Origin of the sequence: Candidatus Nitrotoga sp. BS, from assembly GCF_927797785.1 — a bacterium.
Taxonomy (GTDB): Bacteria; Pseudomonadota; Gammaproteobacteria; order Burkholderiales; family Gallionellaceae; genus Nitrotoga.
The window spans coordinates 22,368-44,008 of the sequence record NZ_CAKMLL010000049.1 but is presented as its reverse complement, the minus strand read 5'-3'; the positions used below and the strand labels follow the sequence as shown (position 1 = coordinate 44,008).

Genomic DNA, 21,641 nt, shown 5'->3' with positions numbered 1-21,641 from the left:
ATGAGACAGGCACCATTGTTATTAGTTCCGTTAATTACGGTTCACTACACTAGTGTAGTACGTCATAAATACGGCTACTTATGGGCGCCTCTAAAAATTCAATTTTCTAGACAAGACAAGGCGCGAGTAAAAAATTTGAGCGCGGCATATATTTGATATGTAGCGATAATTTTTTTCTCGTAACGCAGTATTGTGACGAATTGGGGTAAGCAGGCAAGCCGCAAAGCGGCTGCTCGCAAAATTGGATTTTTAGAGGTGCCTTTATGAGAGTAACGAGACCTCCAGCCTTACTGAGGTCAGTGCTATGGGTGTTCCTTTACCTGTTCAACTGAGTGCCGATGATGATCGGCGTCTGCGGATTCTTTGCAAGCGCAAGTGAATCGAAGTACGTGTTCAGATGCATAGCAGAATCGATTTGCTGACTGCAGAAGGTATGCAAGGATATTGCGCAGAAGATTGATGCTGACCGTCGAGTTGCGGCGTGTTTGCGAGCCCGCTTTCGAGCAGCAGGCGTGGGCGGTTTGATGCAAGATGCTGCGCGCATTGAGTGCCACGCACGGCGCGCCAAGCGGCCAACGTGAACGAGCTGGTGCGTGTCACGCTTGAAAAGACTCCCAAGAGTGCGATGAAGGACTCAAACCGCATCGGACCGAGTCCTTCAAGCTTTCTAACGCCCCGCGTTTTACCGAGAAGCTCAATGGCAAAGTGCTGTCTGTACCGATTAACTCCATCGCCATCAAGAGCGGTTGCAGTTTCTCAAAATGGTCGAACGCCTTTTACACGATACCACCGACAAGTGCATCCGCCGCGAAGAGTTCGCCAGTGCGACTGACTTGGAGGCTGCTAGTTGCTGAGCGAGTGGATTCTGGAATCACTTTTACATAGAGTCCATACAGAAGCGGGTTCCTGGTTTTAGCTCTTCGTATATCCGGTAATCCGTTTCTATCATGCCAAGAGCTTCATACGTATTTTGGGCAAGAATATTTTCTTTCGCCACATAAAGGCGAAATCCGCAAACACCAGGATTATTATTCGCAGATTCTTTAATAAACTTGTAAAGTTTAGTATAAGCCCCTTTTCGGCGTTCATTTGGCTCGACGTAGACACTTTGAATCCACCAAAACATACCATTTCGCCAATCGCTCCATTCCGTAGTCACCATGAGTGATCCAATAACTTCATTGTCACTTTCTGCAACCACATAAAAACCAAGGTTGGGATTATTTAAAAGTTTATCGACGCCCTTTGATACTACTTCCGGTATTAATTCTTTCTGTTCTGTTTCTAGAGCCATGGCTCGATTAAATTTAGTTATAACTAAAGCATCACGAATTTCAGCAAAGCGAATCAGTATTTTTTTAGGCATTTTATTAATTATTCTCATGTTAAAACATCGTGCTAACAAATGGGCATTCATAACTACCCGAATTTTCAGGACTTACCGCTGCATATTTTTGACGAGTCGCTATAAATCAACCACTTGTTTTTGTTATAAACATACGAATATGCCACCTTGGTTCTTCCATCCTGTTTGACCGGATTTGGCGCGAGCTTCCACGCGCAATGAATGCCATTTTTAAACGCACCTTCCCACTTTGATGCGCTATAAACCTTGTCGCGAAAGCCTGGCGAATAGCTTGCAGTTATCTGCCACCACGCTCTCTGCAGAAGTGTCGAAGTTCCTGATCCGCCATTGTCGGAAAAGGATCCATGCATGCAGGATTTGAGCCGCCTTATTACAGAAGGGAGTCCCCACCACCTGATTAATGGCTATATCATCATAGATCAGGGGAAATATCTTGGCATCAGTACCGGACACGACCTGATGCGTGAGATCACGCAAATACAGATCAATGCAGCGCGTTATGCCAATCCGTTCACACAGCTTCCTGGCAATGTGCCCATCAATGAGCAAATAGGCCGATTGCTGTAAAATGATACGCTGCCTTGAACGTGCTTTTGCGATTTGGACTATTTCAAGCCAGCGATCCATAATTATTATAGTATCGAAGATCAAGATCTGTCCGGGACAGTTCATTCACGCCACTAGATTGCCATAGCAGCAGCTGAAGCTGTGGCAATCAAAGAAAACTAACGGCAACAGCCTGGTAACTATAAATGAACCCTACAACAGGTAAAGATTTTCGTTCGCCGCATTTTATTAATCGTGAGCTAGGTCAACTTGAGTTCAATCAGCGCGTGTTGGCGCAAGCAGAAAATGTCAACATCCCGATTTTGGAACGACTGAAATATCTGTGTATTGTCAGTAGCAACTTGGATGAGTTTTTTGAAATTCGTGTCGCCGGGTTAAAGGAACAAGTTAAACTTAAAAGTGTTACAGCTGGGCCAGATGGCATGGATGCACGCCAGACACTCAAGCAAGTACGGGAGCAGGTGCATCGTCTAATCGAGCGACAATATCGCATACTGAACTGCGATATTTTGCCTGTGTTGGATATGCATGGCATCCGTTTCCTGCGCCGCACTAGTTGGAGCGATGCTCAACGTGCCTGGATCAAACATTTCTTTTTGTGTGAAGTCATGCCTGTTCTTACTCCAATCGGCCTTGATCCATCGCACCCTTTTCCTCGTGTATTAAACAAAAGTTTGAATTTTGCTGTCGAGCTGGTAGGCAAAGATGCTTTCGGGCGCAACTCTGCCAAGGCTATTGTGCAGGCACCACGCGTGTTGCCGCGCACCATCTTGTTGCCGCATGAAATTAGCGGCTGCGCGCAAGGCTTTGTATTTCTTTCATCTATCTTGCACGCTCATGTCGGCGAGCTGTTTGGAGGAATGGAAGTATTGAGCTGCCACCAGTTCCGCGTTACGCGCAACAGCAATCTGTTTGTGGACGAAGAAGAGGTGAAAAATCTACGTATCAGTTTGCAGGGGGAATTGCCGCAACGGCATTTCGGTAATGCTGTGCGTTTGGAAGTTACAGACAATTGCTCGCCGCAGGTAGCCGCGTATTTGTTGCAGCACTTCGAGCTGGGACAAGATGATCTGTATCGCGTAGATGGCCCGGTAAATTTAGTACGCCTGATGGGAATTCCAGATCAGGTCGCGCGCGATGACCTGAAGTTTCCTGCTTTTGATCCTGGCATACCTAGCGATTTACTGAAGAAGGGCGCGGATATGTTCAAAGTCATTCGCAAGAGGGATATATTACTGCATCACCCTTTTCAGTCGTTCAAACCTGTTATCGATCTTATCCAGCAGGCCGCTGCCGATCCAAGTGTGGTTGCCATCAAACAGACCGTGTACCGCACCGGCGTGGATTCAGCATTAATGGAAGCACTTGTTGCCGCTGCCCAACATGGCAAAGAAGTGACAGTAGTGGTTGAATTGATGGCGCGTTTTGATGAGGAAGCCAACATCAACTGGGCAAGCCGTTTGGAAGAGGTCGGGGCACATGTGGTGTATGGCGTTGTTGGGCACAAGACACATGCCAAGATACTGATGGTGATCCGGCGCGAGGATGGCAAGTTGCGCCGCTATGTACATCTGGGCACCGGAAATTACCATCCGCGTACTGCCCGACTTTATACGGACTTCGGTCTGTTCACGTGCGACGAGCAAATATGTGCAGACGTAAACGAGGTGTTTACACAACTAACCGGTTTGGGTAAAGCCGGCAAATTAAATTATTTGTGGCAATCTCCTTTTTCATTGCACAGCCAGATTTTGCGCGCCATACAGAATGAAATCAAACTCACCAAGGCAGGAAAACGCGCACACATTATCGCCAAAATGAACGCGTTACTTGAACCGGAAATCATCAGGGCGCTATACGAAGCATCGCAGGCCGGCGTGAAGGTGGATCTTATTGTACGCGGGGTATGCGCGCTGCGTCCGGGTGTGCCGGGACTATCCGAAAATATTCGTGTACGTTCGATAATTGGTCGCTTTTTGGAACACACACGCATATTCTATTTTCGCGATAATCTGGCACACAACGTTTATCTGAGTAGTGCCGACTGGATGGATCGCAATTTCTTTCGTCGCATAGAGGTGTGTTTTCCCGTGCTCGACAAGAAACTGAAACAACGTGTGATCGATGAAGGACTGAAAGCTTATATGCAGGACAACGTTCAAGCTTGGGAAATGGATTCGAATGGCCATTATCGCGCTAAGCGCCCCCGCCGTGCTGTACTGAAATGCGCGCAATCTATATTACTGCAACAACTCGCCAACTCGGAGCCGGAGCCGTTATAAACCATCTTTAAACACCGCCCTCACTAAAAACCCTAAATTCGGCCAATTTTTACAAAATATCATTAATAATCAATGGCTGTATTTCCGGAACCGTTTTCTTGTTCCATAATATTTATATTTAATTTATCTTATTGATTTTTTTGTAATTTATTGGATGAGGGGGTTGTCACCGAAGGGTAGAACACGGTTACCGCGATCAGCTGATGCGGCGCGATAATTTGACGAACGCACCTCAACCCTTGGCTATGCGCGTCGCCAAGTGGTGCCAGATGCAGAGTCTTCCAGCACAATTCCCGCTTCTAATAGCTCCTTACGGATGCGGTCGGATTCAGCGAAATTTTTTGATTGTTTCGCAGCAGTTCGTTCGGCAATTAGAGCTTGGACACTCTTGGACATACCCGATGGAATAAAGCCAGTTGTAGCTGTGCCCCCCATTGTTGCAGAACCCGCAATCAGTACACCGGAGGCCACATGAGTTTTTACATCACGATGCCTTCCTTGCAGATAAGCGTCAGGATTCCACTGCAGTAGGCCAAGCACTTCACCTAACACCTTAAGTGTTTTTGCCGTTTCTAACGAATTACTGCGATTAACCTCACTTGCCAGATCGAACAGGACAGCCATCGCTTCCGGCGTATTGAAATCATCATCCATTGCCGTTTTAAAACGTTTTGAGTACGGCTCGTTCCAATCGATTGAATTCGTTTCGATAGGTACAGAAATTTTACTTAATGCCGTGTATAGGCGGTTCAATGACTGCTTTGCATCGTCCAGATGCGCATCGGAATAATTCAGCTGGCTACGGTAGTGTGCGCGCAGGATAAAAAAGCGCACGACTTCCGCATCATATTTGTCCAGCACCTCGCGGATGGTGAAAAAATTACCGAGGCTTTTCGACATTTTCTCATTGTCTACGCGCACAAAACCATTGTGCATCCAGACATTCACAGATTTGCATTGATGTGCGCCCTCACTTTGAGCAATCTCATTTTCGTGGTGCGGAAACTGCAAGTCGGCACCCCCTCCGTGAATGTCGAAATGCTTACCCAGCGTTGCCAGACTCATTGCCGAACATTCAATATGCCAACCAGGCCGACCTTTCCCCCACGGAGAATCCAGTTTTACTTCTTCGGGCTCACTTTCTTTGGCATGTTTCCACAGCACGAAATCGAGCGGATCAAGCTTGCCATCATTTACCTCCACACGTTCACCGGCACGCAAATCCTCCAGCGTTTTGCCAGATAATTTGCCGTAATTGGTAAATTTGCGCACCGCATAGTTCATGTCCCCGTCAGCGGCTTGATAGGCTAATCCATTAGCTTCCAGCTTGGCGATCATGTCCAGCATTTGCGGTATGTACTGAGTGGCTCGTGGTTCAAAATCCGGTGGCAAAACGCTTAGCTCACGTTCATCCACATGCATTGCATCAATGAAACGCTGCGTGAGCGCATGGATAGATTCAGCATTCTCCGCCGCACGCTTGATAATCTTGTCGTCAATGTCGGTGATGTTACGCACATAGATTACGTCCAGCCCGCTGGCCTTAAGCCAGCGATATACCATATCGAATACCACCATCACCCGCGCATGACCGAGATGACAATAGTCATAAACCGTCATGCCGCATACATACATTCGAACCTTGCCGGGTTCGATGGGAATAAAGTCCTGCTTGTCGCGGGTTAACGTATTGTAAATTTTCAGCATCAAAAACCCTTAGAGCAAACTTTGTTTAACTATTTCGCACCAGCAAAACAGGCATGGATGCGCTACGAGCCACAGCTTCTGCCACACTGCCCATCAGCAGATGCGCAATACCCTTGCGGCCGTGCGTGCCCACTACCAGCAAATCGGCATTCCATTTCTGTGCCTCATCTGAGATGACGCTACCAATGCGGCCATCATAGGTCTCAATCAGTTTCGTTTCGACCTTTATGTCTTGCTCCGTAAGCATTTTTCTATGCGCTTCCAGCAATTCTTTACCTGTATCAATAACAGCTATCAAGCTATCCTGCATCAGAACCATATTCATACCGTCGGGCTCCCACATGATGGGGATTTCCTCACGCACATGTAGCAGCAAAATTATGGAGCTCATTTCTCGAGCCAGCTTGGATGCTTCTTTCAAAGCCTTACTGGATGTATCGCTACCATCCATCGCCACTACAATGCGCTGATACATTGCTGTCTCCTGCTTAACTTCGTTCTTTTGTCCACGAATCTTTGAGAGTCACGGTGCGATTGAACGTCAGTTTGCCGCCGGGCTGGTGCTCATAACGATCGGTACAGAAATATCCGAGACGCTCAAACTGGTAATGTGTTTCAGGTGCTGCATCACGTACGGCAGGCTCGACCCAGCCCTGCACCACAGTCAGCGACTCAGGGTTGATAAATTCGCAGAAATTGCGCGTCTTGTCGTTGTCCGGTTCCGGTACAGTGAACAGACGGTCATACAAACGAATCTCAGCGGGCAGTGCGTGTTCAGCGGACAGCCAGTGGATCACACCCTTTACTTTGCGCCCTGCCGGGTTTTTGCCCAGCGTATCTTGATCAATAGAGCAGCGAAGTTCGATTACGTTACCGACGTCATCTTTTATGACTTCGTCACAGCGCATCACATAACTGTAGCGCAAGCGCACTTCACCGCCGGGTGTCAAACGCTGCCAGCCCGCGGGCGGGTTCTCGCTAAAGTCGTCAATCTCAACCCATATCTCTTTGCTGAACGGCACCATGCGGCTACCGAATTCTGGGTGCTCTGGATGAAAGCCAGCTTCGCGTGATTGGCTCTCACCCGCCACAAAATTGCTGATGATGACTTTCAGCGGTTTGACCACCGCCATCACGCGCGCCGCACGCGCCTCTAAATCTTCGCGGATACAGGCCTCCAGCACAGTCATATCAACCACGTTTTCACTCTTGGAAATACCAATCCTGCGCGTAAATTCGCGGATGCCTTGCGGTGTGTATCCACGTCTGCGCATACCAATGATGGTCGGCATACGGGGATCATCCCAGCCGGATACGTGTTGCTCGGTGACAAGTTGCAACAGCTTGCGTTTGCTGGTTATGGTGTAGCGTAATTCCAGGCGCGAGAATTCAATTTGTCGGGGATGAGACGGTACAGTCAGCTGATCCAAAACCCAGTCATACAAAGGCCGATGGTCTTCAAATTCAAGGGTGCATAGCGAATGCGTAATACCTTCCAGTGCATCGGAAATACAGTGAGTGTAGTCATACATCGGATAGATGCACCAAATATCACCCGTGCGAATGTGATGCGCGCGACGAATGCGGTAAATCGCCGGGTCGCGCAAGTTGATGTTGCCAGAAGCCATGTCGATCTTGGCGCGCAGCACCTTGGCGCCATCGACAAACTCACCTGCGCGCATGCGCTGAAACAGATCAAGGTTTTCAGCTACAGAGCGTTCGCGGTAAGGACTGGGTTTGCCCGGATGAGTGAGCGTGCCGCGATACTCGCGCATTTCCTCAGCTGTGAGATCATCCACATAAGCCTTGCCCTGCTTGATCAACTCGACCGCAAAACCGTAAAGCTGTTCGAAGTAATCAGACGCCCATCGCACCTCACTTTGCCATTGAAAGCCCAACCATTGAACGTCTTCCTGAATAGCGCGTGCATATTCATTGCTTTCTTTTTCTGGATTCGTGTCGTCAAAGCGCAAATTACAGTGGCCCTGATAGTCGAGCGCCAAACCAAAATTCAGGCAAATAGACTTGGCATGGCCGATATGCAGATATCCATTCGGCTCCGGTGGAAAGCGTGTGACTATCTCTGAATGTTTACCACTCGCCAGATCGGCCTCAATAATATTGCGGATGAAATGGGGGGCGGATGCTAGTGTGTGGCTGATCATTATTCGATGGATCTTTCAAGACAAGAGCAATGATTTTACCCGAAAATCACCTTGCTCAAACAGATGAAGCACGGATGACCTTGTCAGCTGATACGATAAGCTGTGAAAAAAATGGGCAGATTTGATAGAATCCGGTTCACTTGGGCAATCCATTTATTCTGAATGCTTCATAAATTTCGCGTGGTGATCACGCAGGATTGACTGATAGAGAAATTTTGGTAAAGACGTGGCGTAATTATTTATACGCCCAAGCGAACAAAATCTTTCATATCTAATGACCACATAATGGACAATTTCCACCGTTTTTGCTTACGCGCAACACTATACGGAGGTGCGCTGTTACTGTGCTTTAGCCTCACCGCAGGCGCGAATGAAATCCAGGATATCAATAAGCTGTTCAAGCAAAATCAGTACGCGCAAGCGCTGAAGCGGGTCGACTCCTATCTCACCGACAAGCCTAAGAATGCACAGGCACGCTTCCTGAAAGGGCTAATTCTCACCGCACAGCAAAAAAATGCTGATGCTATCAGCATATTCTTATCGCTGACCGAGGATTACCCGGAGCTGCCGGAGCCGTATAACAACCTTGCCGTGCTCTACGCCGGGCAAGGTCAATACGACAAGGCCAAGGTTGCACTGGAAATGGCTATCCGCAATCATCCGAACTATGCTACCGCACATGATAATTTGGGCGATATCCACGCTAAAATGGCAAGCCAAGCATATGAGCGTGCGTTACAACTGGACAGAAACAATGCCACCACACAGACTAAACTGGCTCTGATTAATAATCTGTTTGCAGAGAGTAAACCCAATGCCGCTATTGTTAATGCAGTCAAGCCGCAGGCAGCTTCTTCCGGGACTGCTCCTTTACCGTCCAAAGCAGTTATTGCCGTGCCTGAAGTTACTTCGCCCACCAAACCTCCAGTAATTAAAAAGCTGGCTACCAGCAGTAGCGCTGAAGTGTTAAAGGCACTGCAAGAGTGGATCGGGGTATGGTCGTCCCAAAATACCAGAAAATATTTGGATCTCTATGCTGCAGACTTCAGGACCCCGAACGGAGAAAGTCGCGACCAGTGGGAAACCGACAGTAAGGTGCGTATCACCGCGCCCAAATATATTGAGATCAATATCAGCAATGAGAAGGTCAGTTTCCCGGATGAAAATCATGCCATCGTTACTTTTCATCAGTTCTATCGTTCCGACTATCTAAACACATCCTTCGACAAAGTCATGCTTCTGGTAAAATCAAATAATAAATGGCTAATCCAAGCAGAGCGTGCTGCAAAATGATTTAACATGCTCAACAGTCTAGCTGTCGGCGCCGCTCAGTCACTGATCTTGGCTTCTGCACTTATGTCCGTATTTACTCCCTATTCTCATACATACCGGAAAATGAAACGCTATGTCGCTAAATATCATAAGCATATAAGGGATCGCGTTACGAAACTCCACATATATCATCTGCTCAGGTGCTTAGTTGCGTGCGCTGGTGCGCCGCATCAGCTGGCAATCGTCCCAACTTTCAATAATCAATGGAGCATTCTGCATGGTCATGGTTAAGCTACACACAAATTATGGAATAATCACCCTCGAACTGGATGCTGAAAAAGCACCCATCACTGTTAGAAACTTCCTCGAATATGTTAACAGTGGCTATTACTACAAGACTATTTTCCATCGCGTGATCGACGGCTTCGTAATCCAAGGGGGTGGCTATAACTTCTCGTGGGGAACAGTCGCGATGAGCAGCATTGCAAAAATGGCACCCAAAACGCCCAATTCGCCAATAAAGAATGAGGCCGCAAACGGCCTGAAAAACGACAAATATACTATTGCCATGGCGCGTCACTCCGCCCCTCACTCCGCCACGTCTCAATTTTTCATTAACCTGAAGAATAATGACTCCCTGAATTACACCTCATCCGATAAGCAAGGTTTTGGCTATTGCGTGTTTGGCAAGGTAGTGGGTGGCAAGGAAGTTGTGGACACTATCAGCAAGGTGCCGTCTGGTGATCGCTTCGGGCTCGAAAACGTCCCATTAGAAGATGTTGTTCTCAAAAAAGCGGAAGAAGTACAATAACGAAAATTGGCAAAGTGCAAAAGCCAATTTCAGATCATTTACGAGGAAACTACAAAATGAAATTTCAAGGATTATTAGCTACACTGATGCTCAGCTGCCTGCTATTGTGCACGGCACAAGCAGCGCCCACTTCTAAACAACATTCTGCTCAAAAAGGAAAAATTAATATGGTCAAACTGCACACTAACCACGGTAATATCACCATCGAACTGGATGCTGAAAGAGCGCCAGCCACCGTCAAAAATTTTCTCGACTACGTAACCAGTGGATTTTATGATAATACGTTGTTCCATCGCGTAATTGATGGCTTCATGATCCAAGGCGGTGGCTTCGAGGCCGGCATGAAAGAAAAAGACACCAAGAAGCCAATTCGAAACGAGGCAGCTAATGGTTTGACGAACGATAAATATACAATCGCCATGGCGCGTACCTCCGATCCACACTCTGCTTCAGCGCAGTTTTTCATTAACTTAAAGGACAACCTCTTTCTCGATTACACGGCACCCAATGCACAAGGATATGGATATTGCGTATTCGGGAAAGTGGTTTCAGGCACAGAGGTGGTGGATGCTATCCGTAAAGTCAAAACAGGCAATAATGGCGGGCACCAAAACGTACCGCTGGAGGATGTAATCCTCACCAAAGCGGAAGTAGTGGAATAACTTAAAGAATGGCGGGCGTCTCTAAAGATTCAAGCTTTCAGACATAACACGACAAGCGCCAAAAATTTTTGAGCGACATATGCGATATTTTTTTGGTAGCACCGTGTTGTGACAAAACGAGATAAGCAGGCACGCCGCATAGCGGCTGCTCGCAAAATTGAATTTTTTGAGGAGCCCTCAAGTCCTTGAGGGCTCCTCTCATTCCGTGGCCTACAGTTTAATTATCTCTGACCTGCACCTTTGCGCGGAGCAACCGCGCAGCATGCAGGTATTTCTGCACTTTATGCAACAGATTGCGCCTGGAGCCGAGGTACTCTATATCCTCGGTGATTTGTTCGAATACTGGGCAGGCGATGATGACATCGACGACCCATTTAATTGCCAGATTACCGATGCTTTACACGCACTTTCCGTTTGTGGCACTGCCGTCAACATCATGCATGGCAACCGCGATCTGTTAATGGGCCAAAAACTCGCACAGGCGTGCGACGCCTCGCTGCTAACCGACCCCACGCTGCTTAACCTATATGGCACGCCGACATTGCTCACCCATGGCGACCTCCTGTGCACTGACGATATTGCTTATCAGGATTTCCGTAAACAAGTACATGAACCCGCATGGCAGCAAAAATTTCTTGCCCAGCCGCTGGCGCAGCGCAAGGCCATCATTATGCAACTGCGCGCACGTAGCGAGAATGAAAAAAAATACAAGAATAAAGATATCATGGACGTCAATCTGGATGCAGTTGCAAGCATGCTGCGGCAGTATCATTATCCGCGCATGATTCATGGGCACACGCATCGGCTAAAGCGCCACCTGCATGCGGTGGACGGCCATAGTTGCGAGCGCTGGGTACTGGGAGATTGGCACGATACAGGAAACGCCTTGCGCTGCGATGCAATGGGGTGCAGCCGGGAAACGATTACTTTTTAGCACGGCATAAACTCTCGCACGGCACGCCATCGTTATTCTTATCCAAAGACTTCACATTACAATGTGACAGATAAAAATTCGCTTCGTCGCAAGAATTCATTTGTGAACAATATCGCTTACTACCGCAGGTATTGTTCTTCACAGCATATTGCGGCCTAGACACTGCATGTGTTTTGCGCCATTTTCTCGGTGGGATTGGATCGATCTGCGCCCATAACCCGCGCTTGGCTTCGATAGCACCATTCTGCAATACGAGCAATGTTTTACCCCTGTTAGAACGAGAAGAAGCCCACGCCATTCCGCGCTGCACTTGTTCGTAGTTAACATTCAATTCATCTACTTTGATTAATGCTACCAACCGGCCATAATCATCTATTGCCTGGCTATCCACACGTACCTGTTTATTTAGCACCAACTCGGCTAGCGATTGCTTGGACTCTTCACCGAACGCCTGCGCTTTTTCTGGCGCATCGATCTCAGCCAGCCTCACTTTAATCGGCATATTGTCGCGCAATATGAGCACTGTATCGCCATCTATTACGCCGATTACCTTGGCTGAAAATTCTTCAGCGTAAGCTACGTTGAGCGTACACAGTAGAAATAGAATAGCGACAAATCTATTGTTAAGGACGCGCTTCACAGCAACACACTTTTCACCAGCGCCAAGCACAATAGAGCGTAGCCAGCCGCGAGAATGTCGTCGAACATGACGCCTAGACCACCGTGCCATGTCTGGTCAAAGTAACGGATGGGCGGTGGCTTGACGATGTCGAAAAATCGGAACAGCAAAAATGCCAATAGCTGCCAAAAAAATCCTGCTGGTGTAAAAAACAACACCAGCAGGAAAGCGACAATTTCATCCCACACCATCCCGCCGTGGTCTGGCACACCCAGTGCCTGGCCGGTTTTTTCGCACACCCACACACCCACAACGAAGGCCCCGATCAACCCTAAGATAAATTGCACATCAGTCAGATGCGCTGCAAGAACCCAATACATCGGGAAAGCAACCAATGTGCCCGCCGTGCCGGGTGCTTTGGGAAAAAGGCCACTGCCGAAACCGAAGGAAAGGAAATGTGCGGGGTGACTTAAGATAAAGCGCCACGAAGGTTGCACGCGGCAATCAGCGGAAGTGGTCATAGCCGAATTCCTCAATGTTAACAACACTGCCATCCGCAGCGCGCACTATGCATTTTTTTTCCGCCGTGATGGTGCCTATGCGTGTCAGCCGCAACTCGAGATTAACAGCAATTTTCTCCACTTCGGAACGATGCGCAACGGATACGGTAAAACAAAGCTCATAATCATCGCCCCCGGCCAGTACACAATGCTTGCCCAGTGGTTGCTCAAGGTATAGTTGCATTGCGCTGGAAGCTGGCAAAGCGGCGAATACAATCTCGGCGCCAGCATTAGAGCATTCCAGGATGTGACCAAGATCGGCCAGCAGGCCATCTGAAATGTCGATTGCACAGTGCGCCACGCCGCGCAGTGCCAACCCAAGTGCCACACGTGGCATGGGTTGGTGCAACGCCGAAGTACAGGCTGCAATATCCTTCGCCGTCAATTGCACATGCCCTTGCATATGGGCCAAAGCCAGCGCAGCATCACCCAATACACCGGACACCCAGACATCGTCACCAACCTGCGCACCCGAACGACGCAGCGCCGCGCCGCGCGGTACTTCACCCATGATCGTGACGCACAAATTTAGCGGCCCACGGGTGGTGTCACCGCCTATCAGCTCAACGTGATGTTCATCTGCCAACGCAAACAACCCCGCGCTGAATTTTTCCAGCCATATCTCATCAACCTCGGGCAGCGACAAAGCCAAAGTCGCCCAACGCGGCTGCGCTGCCATCGCCGCCATGTCAGACAGGTTGACTGCCAGTGCCTTGTAACCCAGAGAAAAAGGATCCGTATCAGGAAAGAAATGCGTTCCGCTCACCAGCATGTCGGTTGACACTGCCAGCTCCATACCACTCCCAACATGCAGAAGCGCAGCATCATCGCCCACGCCCAACACTGCCCCGGGCGTGGCGCGGGTGAAGAATCGACGGATTAAATCAAATTCAGAAGCCATGAGCTGATTTTACCGCAAACTTGCTGCCAACCCTGGCAGCAATACGCCTGCATACACAAGCCAGATGCGGTCAGCTCTATGCCATGATCATGGCAAGCTATCAATAAACTTTTTCATGGAAAGTTTAAGCGTTGAAAAATTCGGGTTAACCATTAAACGGCGTAACGTACCGGCTTTAAGGTTTTCCTCTGTTAACTCGCCCTGCAAATCTTGTGCTGGGTTTTTATTACACGCATCATATTTTTTAATATCATCCGGATAATAGTGAGTGCAATTTGAATACTCTCCCATCATTCCGTAGTACGCATCATCTAAAGGCAAGGTAGTCGACGTGTGTGCAGCACTTAAGATTTTTTGTTCAGGAAAAACGCTGTTTACCAACTCCACTTGTTCTACTGGAATATCGGGAGGAAATTTAGTGGTGTCAACCGTATAAAGTACCAACTTATTGGAGGTGTGGCGAGCATGGGCCATAAAATCTACAGTGGCCGAAGTATAAACGGTCGTGTCGTCCTGACTGGTAGCAGTAAACACGGGAATATCTACCGCATGCTCATGCAGCTGGGCTTGCACTTCCTGCGTCAATGCATATATCTGGGCAGCGGCATTTTTAGGGAACGATTCGTATCGGTAAAGAGCCTTGTCAGGCATGATGCTGAGCCATTTTGCTGAGGGCATCAACCAACTATAAATTTTATGTACATTGGCCAAGGCAGCTAATGGCGTAACTTTGAATGCAGGGGAAAACAGGAACAATCCGCGTACACGATTATCCCTCGATGCCTGGTAAACACTTAGCGTGCCGCCGGTAGAAAACCCTGACAGATAGATTTCATCAACCTCGGCAGCGAGTTTATCGGTACCATAGGCTTCCGCCTTTGCCCACTCTTGCCACCTTACATCCAGCAAGTCCCCCGGTTGCGTGCCGTGTCCAGGCAACAACACCGCCATGACACGGAAACAATTTTCCTGAAAAAAAGTTGCCAGTGCGTGCATGGAATAAGGTGCATCGGTCAAACCATGGGTAAGCAGAACACCGCGTCGATAGGGTTTTTCATGTCCTTTTGGGCAACTCTCTGCCGGCTTTAATTCAAAAGGCGCATTGCCATCGAGCACTTTTTCCATCTCGGCCCCATTACTGCCAGAACGTACTTTTGTAATCATGGCGCGGCTATCTGCCACATAATCCGAAAACGACAATTGGCCGCTATTGAACTGAGTATTTAAGCCAGAGGGCTGATGCCTCGCCTCCAGTGGCGGAGTTGTTCCGCACGCTTGCAACAGCAGAAGCGGAATCCCTAAAAAAATAGTTTTAAGTCGTTTCATCGCTGCACCTCCTCATGGTCTCATTGCTCTTCGCATAGTATAACTGCGTTACAAATTTTATCTGTGACTTGACCCATCGCAGCGTGGCAGGCTGGGCTGAATGAAGTGAGACTTAACAGTTAGCGCTTAAAAATCATCAGAACAACCATACTATTGCAATCCAAGGTAATTACATTATAATTATTTTTTGGCTCAATTATTTAATAAAATTTTGTTATGGCTCATTTAATTAAAATCGGTAATTCTCAAGGCATCAGGATTCCTAAATCGCTTATACAGCAAGCCCACCTTGAAGGAAAAGAACTTGATATACAGGTTGTAAATCAAGGGATTCTGGTTACTCCAAGTAAAAAACCAAGAGAAAATTGGCAAAAAGCCATAGAAACAATCCTTGCAACAAATGGCTTAGATGCAACAGACAGTGAATGGCTAGATGCCTCATTAACATCAGATGATGACCTGGAGTGGTAATGACATCCATCAACCGATTTCAGGTTTGGCTTGTCAGTTTAAATCCAACCAAAGGCACAGAAATAAACAAAACAAGACCTTGTGTTGTCATTTCCCCGAATGAAATGGCAGCATTATCAACTGCTCTAGTAGCCCCAATGACCACTAAAGGTTTTGATTTTCCATGCAGAATTAAATGTAAATTCAAAAATAAAAACGGGTTAATACTTTTAGATCAAATTAGGGCTGTTGATAAAACACGATTCATAAAAAAATTAGGCTCAATAGATGAAAACACTCAAATAGAGTTATGCAATACTCTGCAAGAGTTGTTCGCTCATTAAAATTGAGCTAACGAGCAAGGTTAGAATGTGATCCAAAGCGAGCCACGAACTAAACCGTTTAGGCATTCGGGTCTAGATGTATAGGTAATAAATCTAAACCCTGATGGGTTATTGCTTCTATGCAAAGATCGAAGCCATGACTGGAGAAAAGCGGGAGGCCACGCGGCAGGCCGCGAAAGAATCATGACGAATCCCCAGCGAGTAACGTAGGACAAGGGGAATTGGGATTATGATGACAAACGCCTTGAATAATCCTGGCCCCTTTAATTCCTTTAATTCCCTTAAGTATTAGAAGCGTCCTTCACTTATAATCGAGTCCCCATCACCTATCCAACGGACTTATCACACCCTTGCCGCCTTTGTTCAACACATGGGTGTAGATCATTGTGGTGGATACATCCGAGTGACCGAGCAGCTCCTGCACGGTGCGGATGTCATAACCCGCTTGCAGCAAATGCGTGGCGAACGAATGACGCAAAGTGTGTGGCGTTGCGGGTTTAACCAGCTCAGCGTCGCGCACCGCTTGTTTCATTGCACGCTGAACACCCTTTTCATCCAGATGATGACGGCGTGTTTTGCCAGAGCGCGGGTCAACCGATAAATTTTTGGACGGAAAAATATATTGCCAGCCCCACTCACGTCCCGCATTGGGATATTTTTTGTCCAGTGCGAAAGGCAAATATACCTCGCCAAACCCCGCTACCCGATCTTCTTCATGCAAAGCTTTAACCTTAACCAAATGTGCTTGCAAAGTTGCCACAATCGATTCGGGCAACATCGTCACCCTATCTTTAAAGCCTTTGCCCTCACGCACAATAATCTCATGCCGCGCAAACTCCACATCCTTCACCCGTAGCCGCATCGCCTCCATCAAGCGCATCCCGCCACCATACAACAACGAAGCGATCAACAAATGCGAACCACGCAACCGCAACAACACTGCCTGCACCTCGCTCACCGTTAAGACGACGGGTAATTTTTTCGGGGCTTTGGCTTGTGTGACGTTATCCAACCAAGGCAATTTAATTTCCAACACTTCACGGTATAAAAACAACAATGCTGATTTCGCTTGGTTTTGGGTTGAAGCGGAGACCTTGCCCGCGACGGCAAGATGCGTCAGAAACGCCTCGACATCCTGTGCAGCCAAATCTTTCGGGTGGGTCTTGCCGTGGAAGTAAATATAACGTTTAATCCAGTCCACATAGCTTTGCTCAGTTCGGATAGCATAGTGCTTCACCCGCAACTTATCGCGTACTTGATCAAGCAACTTGGGGGATGTATCCATGTCGTTTTTATCAAAAAAATTAGGGTGTGCGAAATTTGCACACCCAATTAAAACAGTGTATTACATGGGTAATTCCGGATTATACACCTCGAAGGTGTCTTTGCCGGCGCGTTTTAGGGTGTCTACTTTACGTTAAGCTCAGATAGACGTGCGCCACACTCACAGGTAGTAGTGAAGATTAAAACCGCATGGAATTATTTGAAGGCGCAGGAACATTGGCAAGGAAATTGCGGAATTTACAGGTGGTAAAAAACATGATATTGAGCGAAGCGTAGTTCACGCTGCCGCATAACTGAATTCGTTGATGCGGACATCGTGAACTACGCTTCGCGCCATATGACAAGTTTTCGGGTCTGATTTTTTCAATCGTCGTGCATGGGGGCAGCCGGAATGGGGAGGCATCACGCGGCAAAAACTGGGGGTTGCGGGGCACGTCTATCTGCGCCTAACGCCTCGTTCGAGGGGACAAATTGCCCAAAGAAGCGCGGCGATTTTTTCCACATTCATAGTGGGCAATTCGCCCCTCAACTCGAACCACGTTAGGCGCCTGAATCCCGCACCAGCACAACCATGACGTTACCTTACGTCTTTATCTCCTACGCCCGGGCCGACAGGCCATTCGTAGACCGCCTCTCAGCAGAACTCCAGCTCGCAGGTGTTAAAACCTGGGTTGACACTCAGGATATCTCACCTGGCGAAAACTGGGACAAAGAAATTGAGAAGGGCCTGTTTGAAGCGGGACTGCTTCTACACGTAGCGAGTGAGCATTCGGGTTCGTCCGAATGGCTCAGTGCCGAGTTGGAAGGTTTCTTGCGCTCAAAAGGTCGAGCGATACCTTTAATCATTGACGATGCTGGCCCTAGCGCTTTGCCTGAAGCGCTCAAGCGCGTCCAGTGGGTCGACTTCAGGGCCAGTTTTGAGCAAGGCTTAGCGATTCTTTTAAAGGGAATAGGAGCGCTTCGCAGTGACCAACCTGTACAGCCAAAGGCTGCAAAATCTAAAGGGTACGCATTTATCAGCTATTCAACTGATGATTCACGCTTTGTGAAGGAACTAAAAGTGTTTCTTACAGAACGCGGGTATAGCTTTTGGGATTTTCACACAAGCAAGCGCAACTACCAAGTTGATTTCACCCTTGAGCTTGAAGAGCGAATTCAGAACGCAGAAGCAACCTTGTGCGTAATTTCACCCGATTGGAAGAAATCGAAAACAGCTCTTCAGGAGATGCATTTTTCCTATGAGATGAATAAACCCGTCTTTCTACTGCGAGTTAGAAACCCTGGTCCAACGCTTGCCATCTCTGGTCGAACATTTATTGATTTCTCGAAGAACAGAGAAGATGGTTTTGTGCGATTGGCAGAGGAAATGCAGGATGTTGGACTATAAACAGGCGCCTAACCATTCGCTCAACCGGACATTTTGCTGCGGTCGGCCTTTGGCCATCATTTCATTCTTGGCCAAAATCCAACCTCCACAAAATGCCGGTTAGCTCAAACGTTAGGCCGCACAATCGCAACCCAGCCGGAGACAGACAGTGTTTGGACTTAGTAAACCGGAACGCTTCAGTAAGGCAGTGGCGAAGCTTCTGCAGACTGACTACTACCTAAGCAAGCTGCAAGCGGAGGCGCTAGCCGCCGAGCTAATCACCCATGTCAAACCCCACATCGAATTGCCAGAACAGGCAGCCCTACCAATAGCGGCAGTAGGTGCAAAAATGCTCTATGACGCAAAGCATCTTGATCGAGCCGAGCAGTTGAATCGACGGGTCCGCATAGTGGGGGCCGAGCTACTTCGACAAGGAAAAATTCACAAAGGACAACTCGCTGAATTGCTCTCACATCTCCCTTCGCTCCAAGAGGCGAGTGACGATGAATTAGACCAGTGCCCGAGCAATACCCCGCCGACGCGCGTGCAATGTGTCCGCGCTGGATGGGCTTTTACGTTCTACTGGCAGATCTACAGCACAGATCCGGCACTAAAAGCGAAGGCCTCACCAGCCGAAGACAGTAGTATCACGACGCCCCTGCTATCAGCATTCGCTAATTCACGAACCAATTTAGAATGGGTGAGCGCGCAATATCAGCGGGGCAATGGCTCGAATGATGTGCTTCGCCGAGCCCTTGGTGGTTCGCCAGAATACACCCTTTATTGGTTTCGTATGGGTCAAGTGGTAAACACCCTATTGGACACTGGCATTAGTCCAGAAGAGAAGCCTTACTTGCTGGGCGAGCTAGCTGTCCGCGGGAACGTTTCCGCAGCTGGCGTATCCACGATTGACTGCGACCGGCTGCTCGACACCGCCAGACAGGCGCGCGACTGTCATCGGAAGGTTGACTCACAGGAACGGCTCATGCGATTGGTATCGGGTCTTCATGAGTGCCTGATAGAGATCGCCGCCAAGCATGACAATCTTGAAGAATTTGAACGGAAATCAAAGGCGCATGGCGGCGTCTTCATTAGCTACTCTCATGCCGATACGCCTCTTGTACAGACATTGACCAAGCGACTGGGTGATAAGGAGATTGCATATTGGCTTGATGAGAACGAAGTGACGCCAGGTAACTATGTATCGAGTACGCTAAGCGAGGGCATTGACAGCAACTGCGTGTTCCTACTCGTAGTTTCACAAGCCTCTCTTCGTAGCGAGTGGGTCGCGTTTGAAATAGATAGGGCACTTGGGAGAGCAAAGGACGGCGCACAAATTTGCATTCCGGTGCTTGCGAACGGGGTGACGCACGGTGACCTACCAGCGAAGTTGCAAGGGGTAGTCTCTTTCCAACTTGGTGAGTCAATAGAAGGTACGCTCCCAAAGCTGATTGAGGCCGTTCAAGAGCACCTAGTTCAGGGAGAATACACGAGGCGATCGCGGTCGCGAGCTGATCGCAGTGCGGCCTAACCCCTTGCTCAAGCGGAGCGCCAACGGCATGTCACGCTGGCCATCAAGCGCTGGGCCTGCGGCCCATTTTGGAATAAAAGGGGTCAAATAAAAGAAATAAAAGGGGCCAAATAAAAGGGGTCAAGTCTTGCAAATAAAAGGGGTCAAGTCTTGCATTAATACATTTCTTCATGCTAACCTACTTACATGGCACGTCCTCTTAGAATCGAATTAGCCGGTGGGGTTTATCATGTAACGTCACGCGGAGACAGGCGCGAGGATATTTTCCTTGATGATGCTGATCGCCTGGCGTGGCTGGCGTTGTTTGGTCAGGTATGCCAGCGTTTCAATTGGGTGTGCCATGCCTGGTGTCTGATGGATAACCATTACCATGTCGTCGTGGAAACGGTCGAGGGCAACCTTGCCCAAGGCATGCGCCATCTCAATGGGGTTTATACACAAACATTTAACCGCAACCATGACCGTGTGGGCCATGTGTTTCAGGGGCGTTACAAGGCAGTCATTGTCGAAAAATAAAAGGCAAAATAAAAGCAAAATAAAAGGGGTCAAGTCTTGCATTCATACATCGCCTCATGCTACATTGCCTCATGCTAACCTACTTACATGGCACGTCCTCTTAGAATCGAATTAGCCGGTGGGGTTTATCATGTAACGTCACGCGGAGACAGGCGCGAGGATATTTTCCTTGATGATGCTGATCGCCTGGCGTGGCTGGCGTTGTTTGGTCAGGTATGCCAGCGTTTCAATTGGGTGTGCCATGCCTGGTGTCTGATGGATAACCATTACCATGTCGTCGTGGAAACGGTCGAGGGCAACCTTGCCCAAGGCATGCGCCATCTCAATGGGGTTTATACACAAACATTTAACCGCAACCATGACCGTGTGGGCCATGTGTTTCAGGGGCGTTACAAGGCAGTCATTGTCGAAAAGGACAGGTATTTGCTGGAGTTGGCGCGCTATGTTGTACTCAATCCGCTGCGGGCGCGCATGGTGAAGGATGTTGTCAACTGGCCATGGAGTTCGTATGCGGCCATGACGGGCACGCAGGCCGCGCCGGAGTGGTTGCAAACCGACTGGATACTTGGTCAATTTGCCGAAGAGCGTAGTCGCGCTATCAATCTATATGTTGATTTTGTCCGGGCGGGCGTGGGGTTGCCAAGTGTGTGGGATCAACTCAGCGGGCAGGTGTTTCTGGGATCGGAGACGTTTATAAAGCGCATGCAACAATTGACTGATAAAACAACGATAGGTGAAATACCGCGCGCGCAACGCCGCCCATTGGCAAAACCACTGGACTATTACCAGAACAAACATAGTGACGTAAAAGCCGCGATGGTTGCTGCCTACGCCACTGGCGACTACTCTATGCAAGCGATAGCAGATTTTTTTGGGGTGCATTATGCTACGGTGAGTAGAGCGGTCAATCAGAGGAAGAAAGTGGATGTATGAGTGCAAAACCTGCCCCAACATTTGTGTTAATTTCGAGGAGAGGTA

Annotated in this window: 22 protein-coding genes; 12 read left to right on the top strand and 10 right to left on the bottom strand. The window is 48.5% G+C overall.

The features are described from left to right. Positions 1 to 393: 393 nt before the first annotated feature. On the bottom strand, positions 394 to 600 hold the full coding sequence (locus tag MJ769_RS05390; RefSeq protein WP_239234963.1) for a hypothetical protein: 207 nt from the start codon (positions 598 to 600) through the stop codon (positions 394 to 396). Between the two features lie 277 nt (positions 601 to 877). Next, the gene (locus tag MJ769_RS05385; RefSeq protein WP_239234961.1) at positions 878 to 1,384 is read right to left on the bottom strand and encodes a GNAT family N-acetyltransferase; all 507 of its coding nucleotides are present in this window, start codon (positions 1,382 to 1,384) and stop codon (positions 878 to 880) included. Positions 1,385 to 1,714: 330 nt separating this feature from the next. Between MJ769_RS05385 and MJ769_RS05380 the strand changes: the two genes are divergently transcribed. Both MJ769_RS05380 and ppk1 read left to right on the top strand, forming a co-directional pair. Continuing rightward, positions 1,715 to 1,933, top strand: a complete 219-nt coding sequence (locus tag MJ769_RS05380; protein ID WP_239234960.1) for a hypothetical protein — start codon at positions 1,715 to 1,717, stop codon at positions 1,931 to 1,933. A gap of 185 nt (positions 1,934 to 2,118) precedes the next feature. Beyond that, a complete protein-coding gene (ppk1, locus tag MJ769_RS05375) occupies positions 2,119 to 4,215 on the top strand; it encodes a polyphosphate kinase 1 (protein ID WP_239234958.1) in 2,097 nt (698 codons plus the stop codon). 243 nt (positions 4,216 to 4,458) lie between these two features. On the opposite strand, the gene cysS is transcribed toward ppk1, so the two are convergent. Genes cysS through MJ769_RS05360 form a run of 3 tightly spaced genes read right to left on the bottom strand, consistent with a single transcriptional unit; the run spans position 4,459 to position 8,087 of the window. Further along, complete coding sequence (gene cysS / locus MJ769_RS05370) at positions 4,459 to 5,922, bottom strand: cysteine--tRNA ligase (protein ID WP_239234957.1); 1,464 nt, start codon at positions 5,920 to 5,922, stop codon at positions 4,459 to 4,461. 25 nt (positions 5,923 to 5,947) lie between these two features. Then, complete coding sequence (locus MJ769_RS05365; protein WP_239234955.1) at positions 5,948 to 6,397, bottom strand: universal stress protein; 450 nt, start codon at positions 6,395 to 6,397, stop codon at positions 5,948 to 5,950. Between the two features lie 13 nt (positions 6,398 to 6,410). Then, a complete protein-coding gene (locus MJ769_RS05360) occupies positions 6,411 to 8,087 on the bottom strand; it encodes a glutamine--tRNA ligase/YqeY domain fusion protein (RefSeq protein ID WP_239234954.1) in 1,677 nt (558 codons plus the stop codon). A gap of 285 nt (positions 8,088 to 8,372) precedes the next feature. On the opposite strand from MJ769_RS05360, the gene MJ769_RS05355 reads away from it, so the two are divergent. The 4 genes from MJ769_RS05355 (at position 8,373) to MJ769_RS05340 (ending at position 11,766) form a co-directional block, all read left to right on the top strand. Further along, a complete protein-coding gene (locus tag MJ769_RS05355; RefSeq protein ID WP_239234952.1) occupies positions 8,373 to 9,380 on the top strand; it encodes a L,D-transpeptidase Cds6 family protein in 1,008 nt (335 codons plus the stop codon). Between the two features lie 262 nt (positions 9,381 to 9,642). Continuing rightward, positions 9,643 to 10,170, top strand: coding sequence for a peptidylprolyl isomerase (locus MJ769_RS05350; RefSeq protein WP_239234951.1), 528 nt, complete (start codon positions 9,643 to 9,645; stop codon positions 10,168 to 10,170). Between the two features lie 167 nt (positions 10,171 to 10,337). Next, positions 10,338 to 10,832, top strand: a complete 495-nt coding sequence (locus MJ769_RS05345) for a peptidylprolyl isomerase (protein ID WP_239234964.1) — start codon at positions 10,338 to 10,340, stop codon at positions 10,830 to 10,832. Between the two features lie 205 nt (positions 10,833 to 11,037). After that, positions 11,038 to 11,766, top strand: a complete 729-nt coding sequence (locus MJ769_RS05340; protein WP_256445688.1) for a UDP-2,3-diacylglucosamine diphosphatase — start codon at positions 11,038 to 11,040, stop codon at positions 11,764 to 11,766. Here the strand turns inward: MJ769_RS05340 and MJ769_RS05335 are convergent. From MJ769_RS05335 to MJ769_RS05320, 4 genes are all read right to left on the bottom strand, one after another. Next, on the bottom strand, positions 11,756 to 12,406 hold the full coding sequence (locus MJ769_RS05335; protein WP_239234949.1) for a thermonuclease family protein: 651 nt from the start codon (positions 12,404 to 12,406) through the stop codon (positions 11,756 to 11,758). The genes MJ769_RS05340 and MJ769_RS05335 overlap by 11 nt on opposite strands. After that, positions 12,403 to 12,906 carry a phosphatidylglycerophosphatase A family protein gene (locus tag MJ769_RS05330; RefSeq protein WP_239234948.1) on the bottom strand — a complete coding sequence of 168 codons (504 nt, stop codon included), beginning with the start codon at positions 12,904 to 12,906 and terminating at the stop codon, positions 12,403 to 12,405. Before MJ769_RS05330 ends, MJ769_RS05335 begins: the two co-directional genes overlap by 4 nt. Continuing rightward, complete coding sequence (gene thiL / locus MJ769_RS05325; RefSeq protein WP_239234947.1) at positions 12,890 to 13,846, bottom strand: thiamine-phosphate kinase; 957 nt, start codon at positions 13,844 to 13,846, stop codon at positions 12,890 to 12,892. The genes MJ769_RS05330 and thiL overlap by 17 nt, the downstream gene beginning before the upstream one ends. An 87-nt stretch (positions 13,847 to 13,933) precedes the next feature. Continuing rightward, a complete protein-coding gene (locus MJ769_RS05320) occupies positions 13,934 to 15,172 on the bottom strand; it encodes an alpha/beta hydrolase (protein WP_239234946.1) in 1,239 nt (412 codons plus the stop codon). A gap of 216 nt (positions 15,173 to 15,388) precedes the next feature. On the opposite strand from MJ769_RS05320, the gene MJ769_RS05315 reads away from it, so the two are divergent. Both MJ769_RS05315 and MJ769_RS05310 read left to right on the top strand, forming a co-directional pair. Continuing rightward, the gene (locus MJ769_RS05315) at positions 15,389 to 15,643 is read left to right on the top strand and encodes an AbrB/MazE/SpoVT family DNA-binding domain-containing protein (RefSeq protein WP_239234945.1); all 255 of its coding nucleotides are present in this window, start codon (positions 15,389 to 15,391) and stop codon (positions 15,641 to 15,643) included. Continuing rightward, entirely contained in the window at positions 15,643 to 15,966 is a 324-nt protein-coding gene (locus MJ769_RS05310; RefSeq protein WP_239234944.1) for a type II toxin-antitoxin system PemK/MazF family toxin, read from the top strand. The genes MJ769_RS05315 and MJ769_RS05310 overlap by 1 nt, the downstream gene beginning before the upstream one ends. 322 nt (positions 15,967 to 16,288) lie before the next feature. On the opposite strand, the gene MJ769_RS05305 is transcribed toward MJ769_RS05310, so the two are convergent. Beyond that, positions 16,289 to 17,251 (bottom strand): integron integrase, encoded by a 963-nt coding sequence (locus MJ769_RS05305; RefSeq protein WP_239234943.1) that lies wholly within the window; start codon positions 17,249 to 17,251, stop codon positions 16,289 to 16,291. Positions 17,252 to 17,821: 570 nt separating this feature from the next. Here MJ769_RS05305 and MJ769_RS05300 point away from each other — a divergent pair. The 4 genes from MJ769_RS05300 to MJ769_RS05285 all read left to right on the top strand — a co-directional run bounded on the left by MJ769_RS05300 (position 17,822) and on the right by MJ769_RS05285 (position 21,596). After that, positions 17,822 to 18,637: a toll/interleukin-1 receptor domain-containing protein gene (locus tag MJ769_RS05300; RefSeq protein ID WP_239234942.1), complete on the top strand. Its 816-nt coding sequence runs from the start codon at positions 17,822 to 17,824 to the stop codon at positions 18,635 to 18,637. A gap of 148 nt (positions 18,638 to 18,785) precedes the next feature. Then, on the top strand, positions 18,786 to 20,147 hold the full coding sequence (locus MJ769_RS05295; protein ID WP_239234941.1) for a toll/interleukin-1 receptor domain-containing protein: 1,362 nt from the start codon (positions 18,786 to 18,788) through the stop codon (positions 20,145 to 20,147). Positions 20,148 to 20,333: 186 nt separating this feature from the next. After that, on the top strand, positions 20,334 to 20,663 hold the full coding sequence (locus tag MJ769_RS05290; RefSeq protein WP_239234940.1) for a transposase: 330 nt from the start codon (positions 20,334 to 20,336) through the stop codon (positions 20,661 to 20,663). Between the two features lie 87 nt (positions 20,664 to 20,750). Next, on the top strand, positions 20,751 to 21,596 hold the full coding sequence (locus MJ769_RS05285) for an REP-associated tyrosine transposase (protein WP_239234939.1): 846 nt from the start codon (positions 20,751 to 20,753) through the stop codon (positions 21,594 to 21,596). The last annotated feature ends 45 nt before the right edge of the window (positions 21,597 to 21,641 follow it).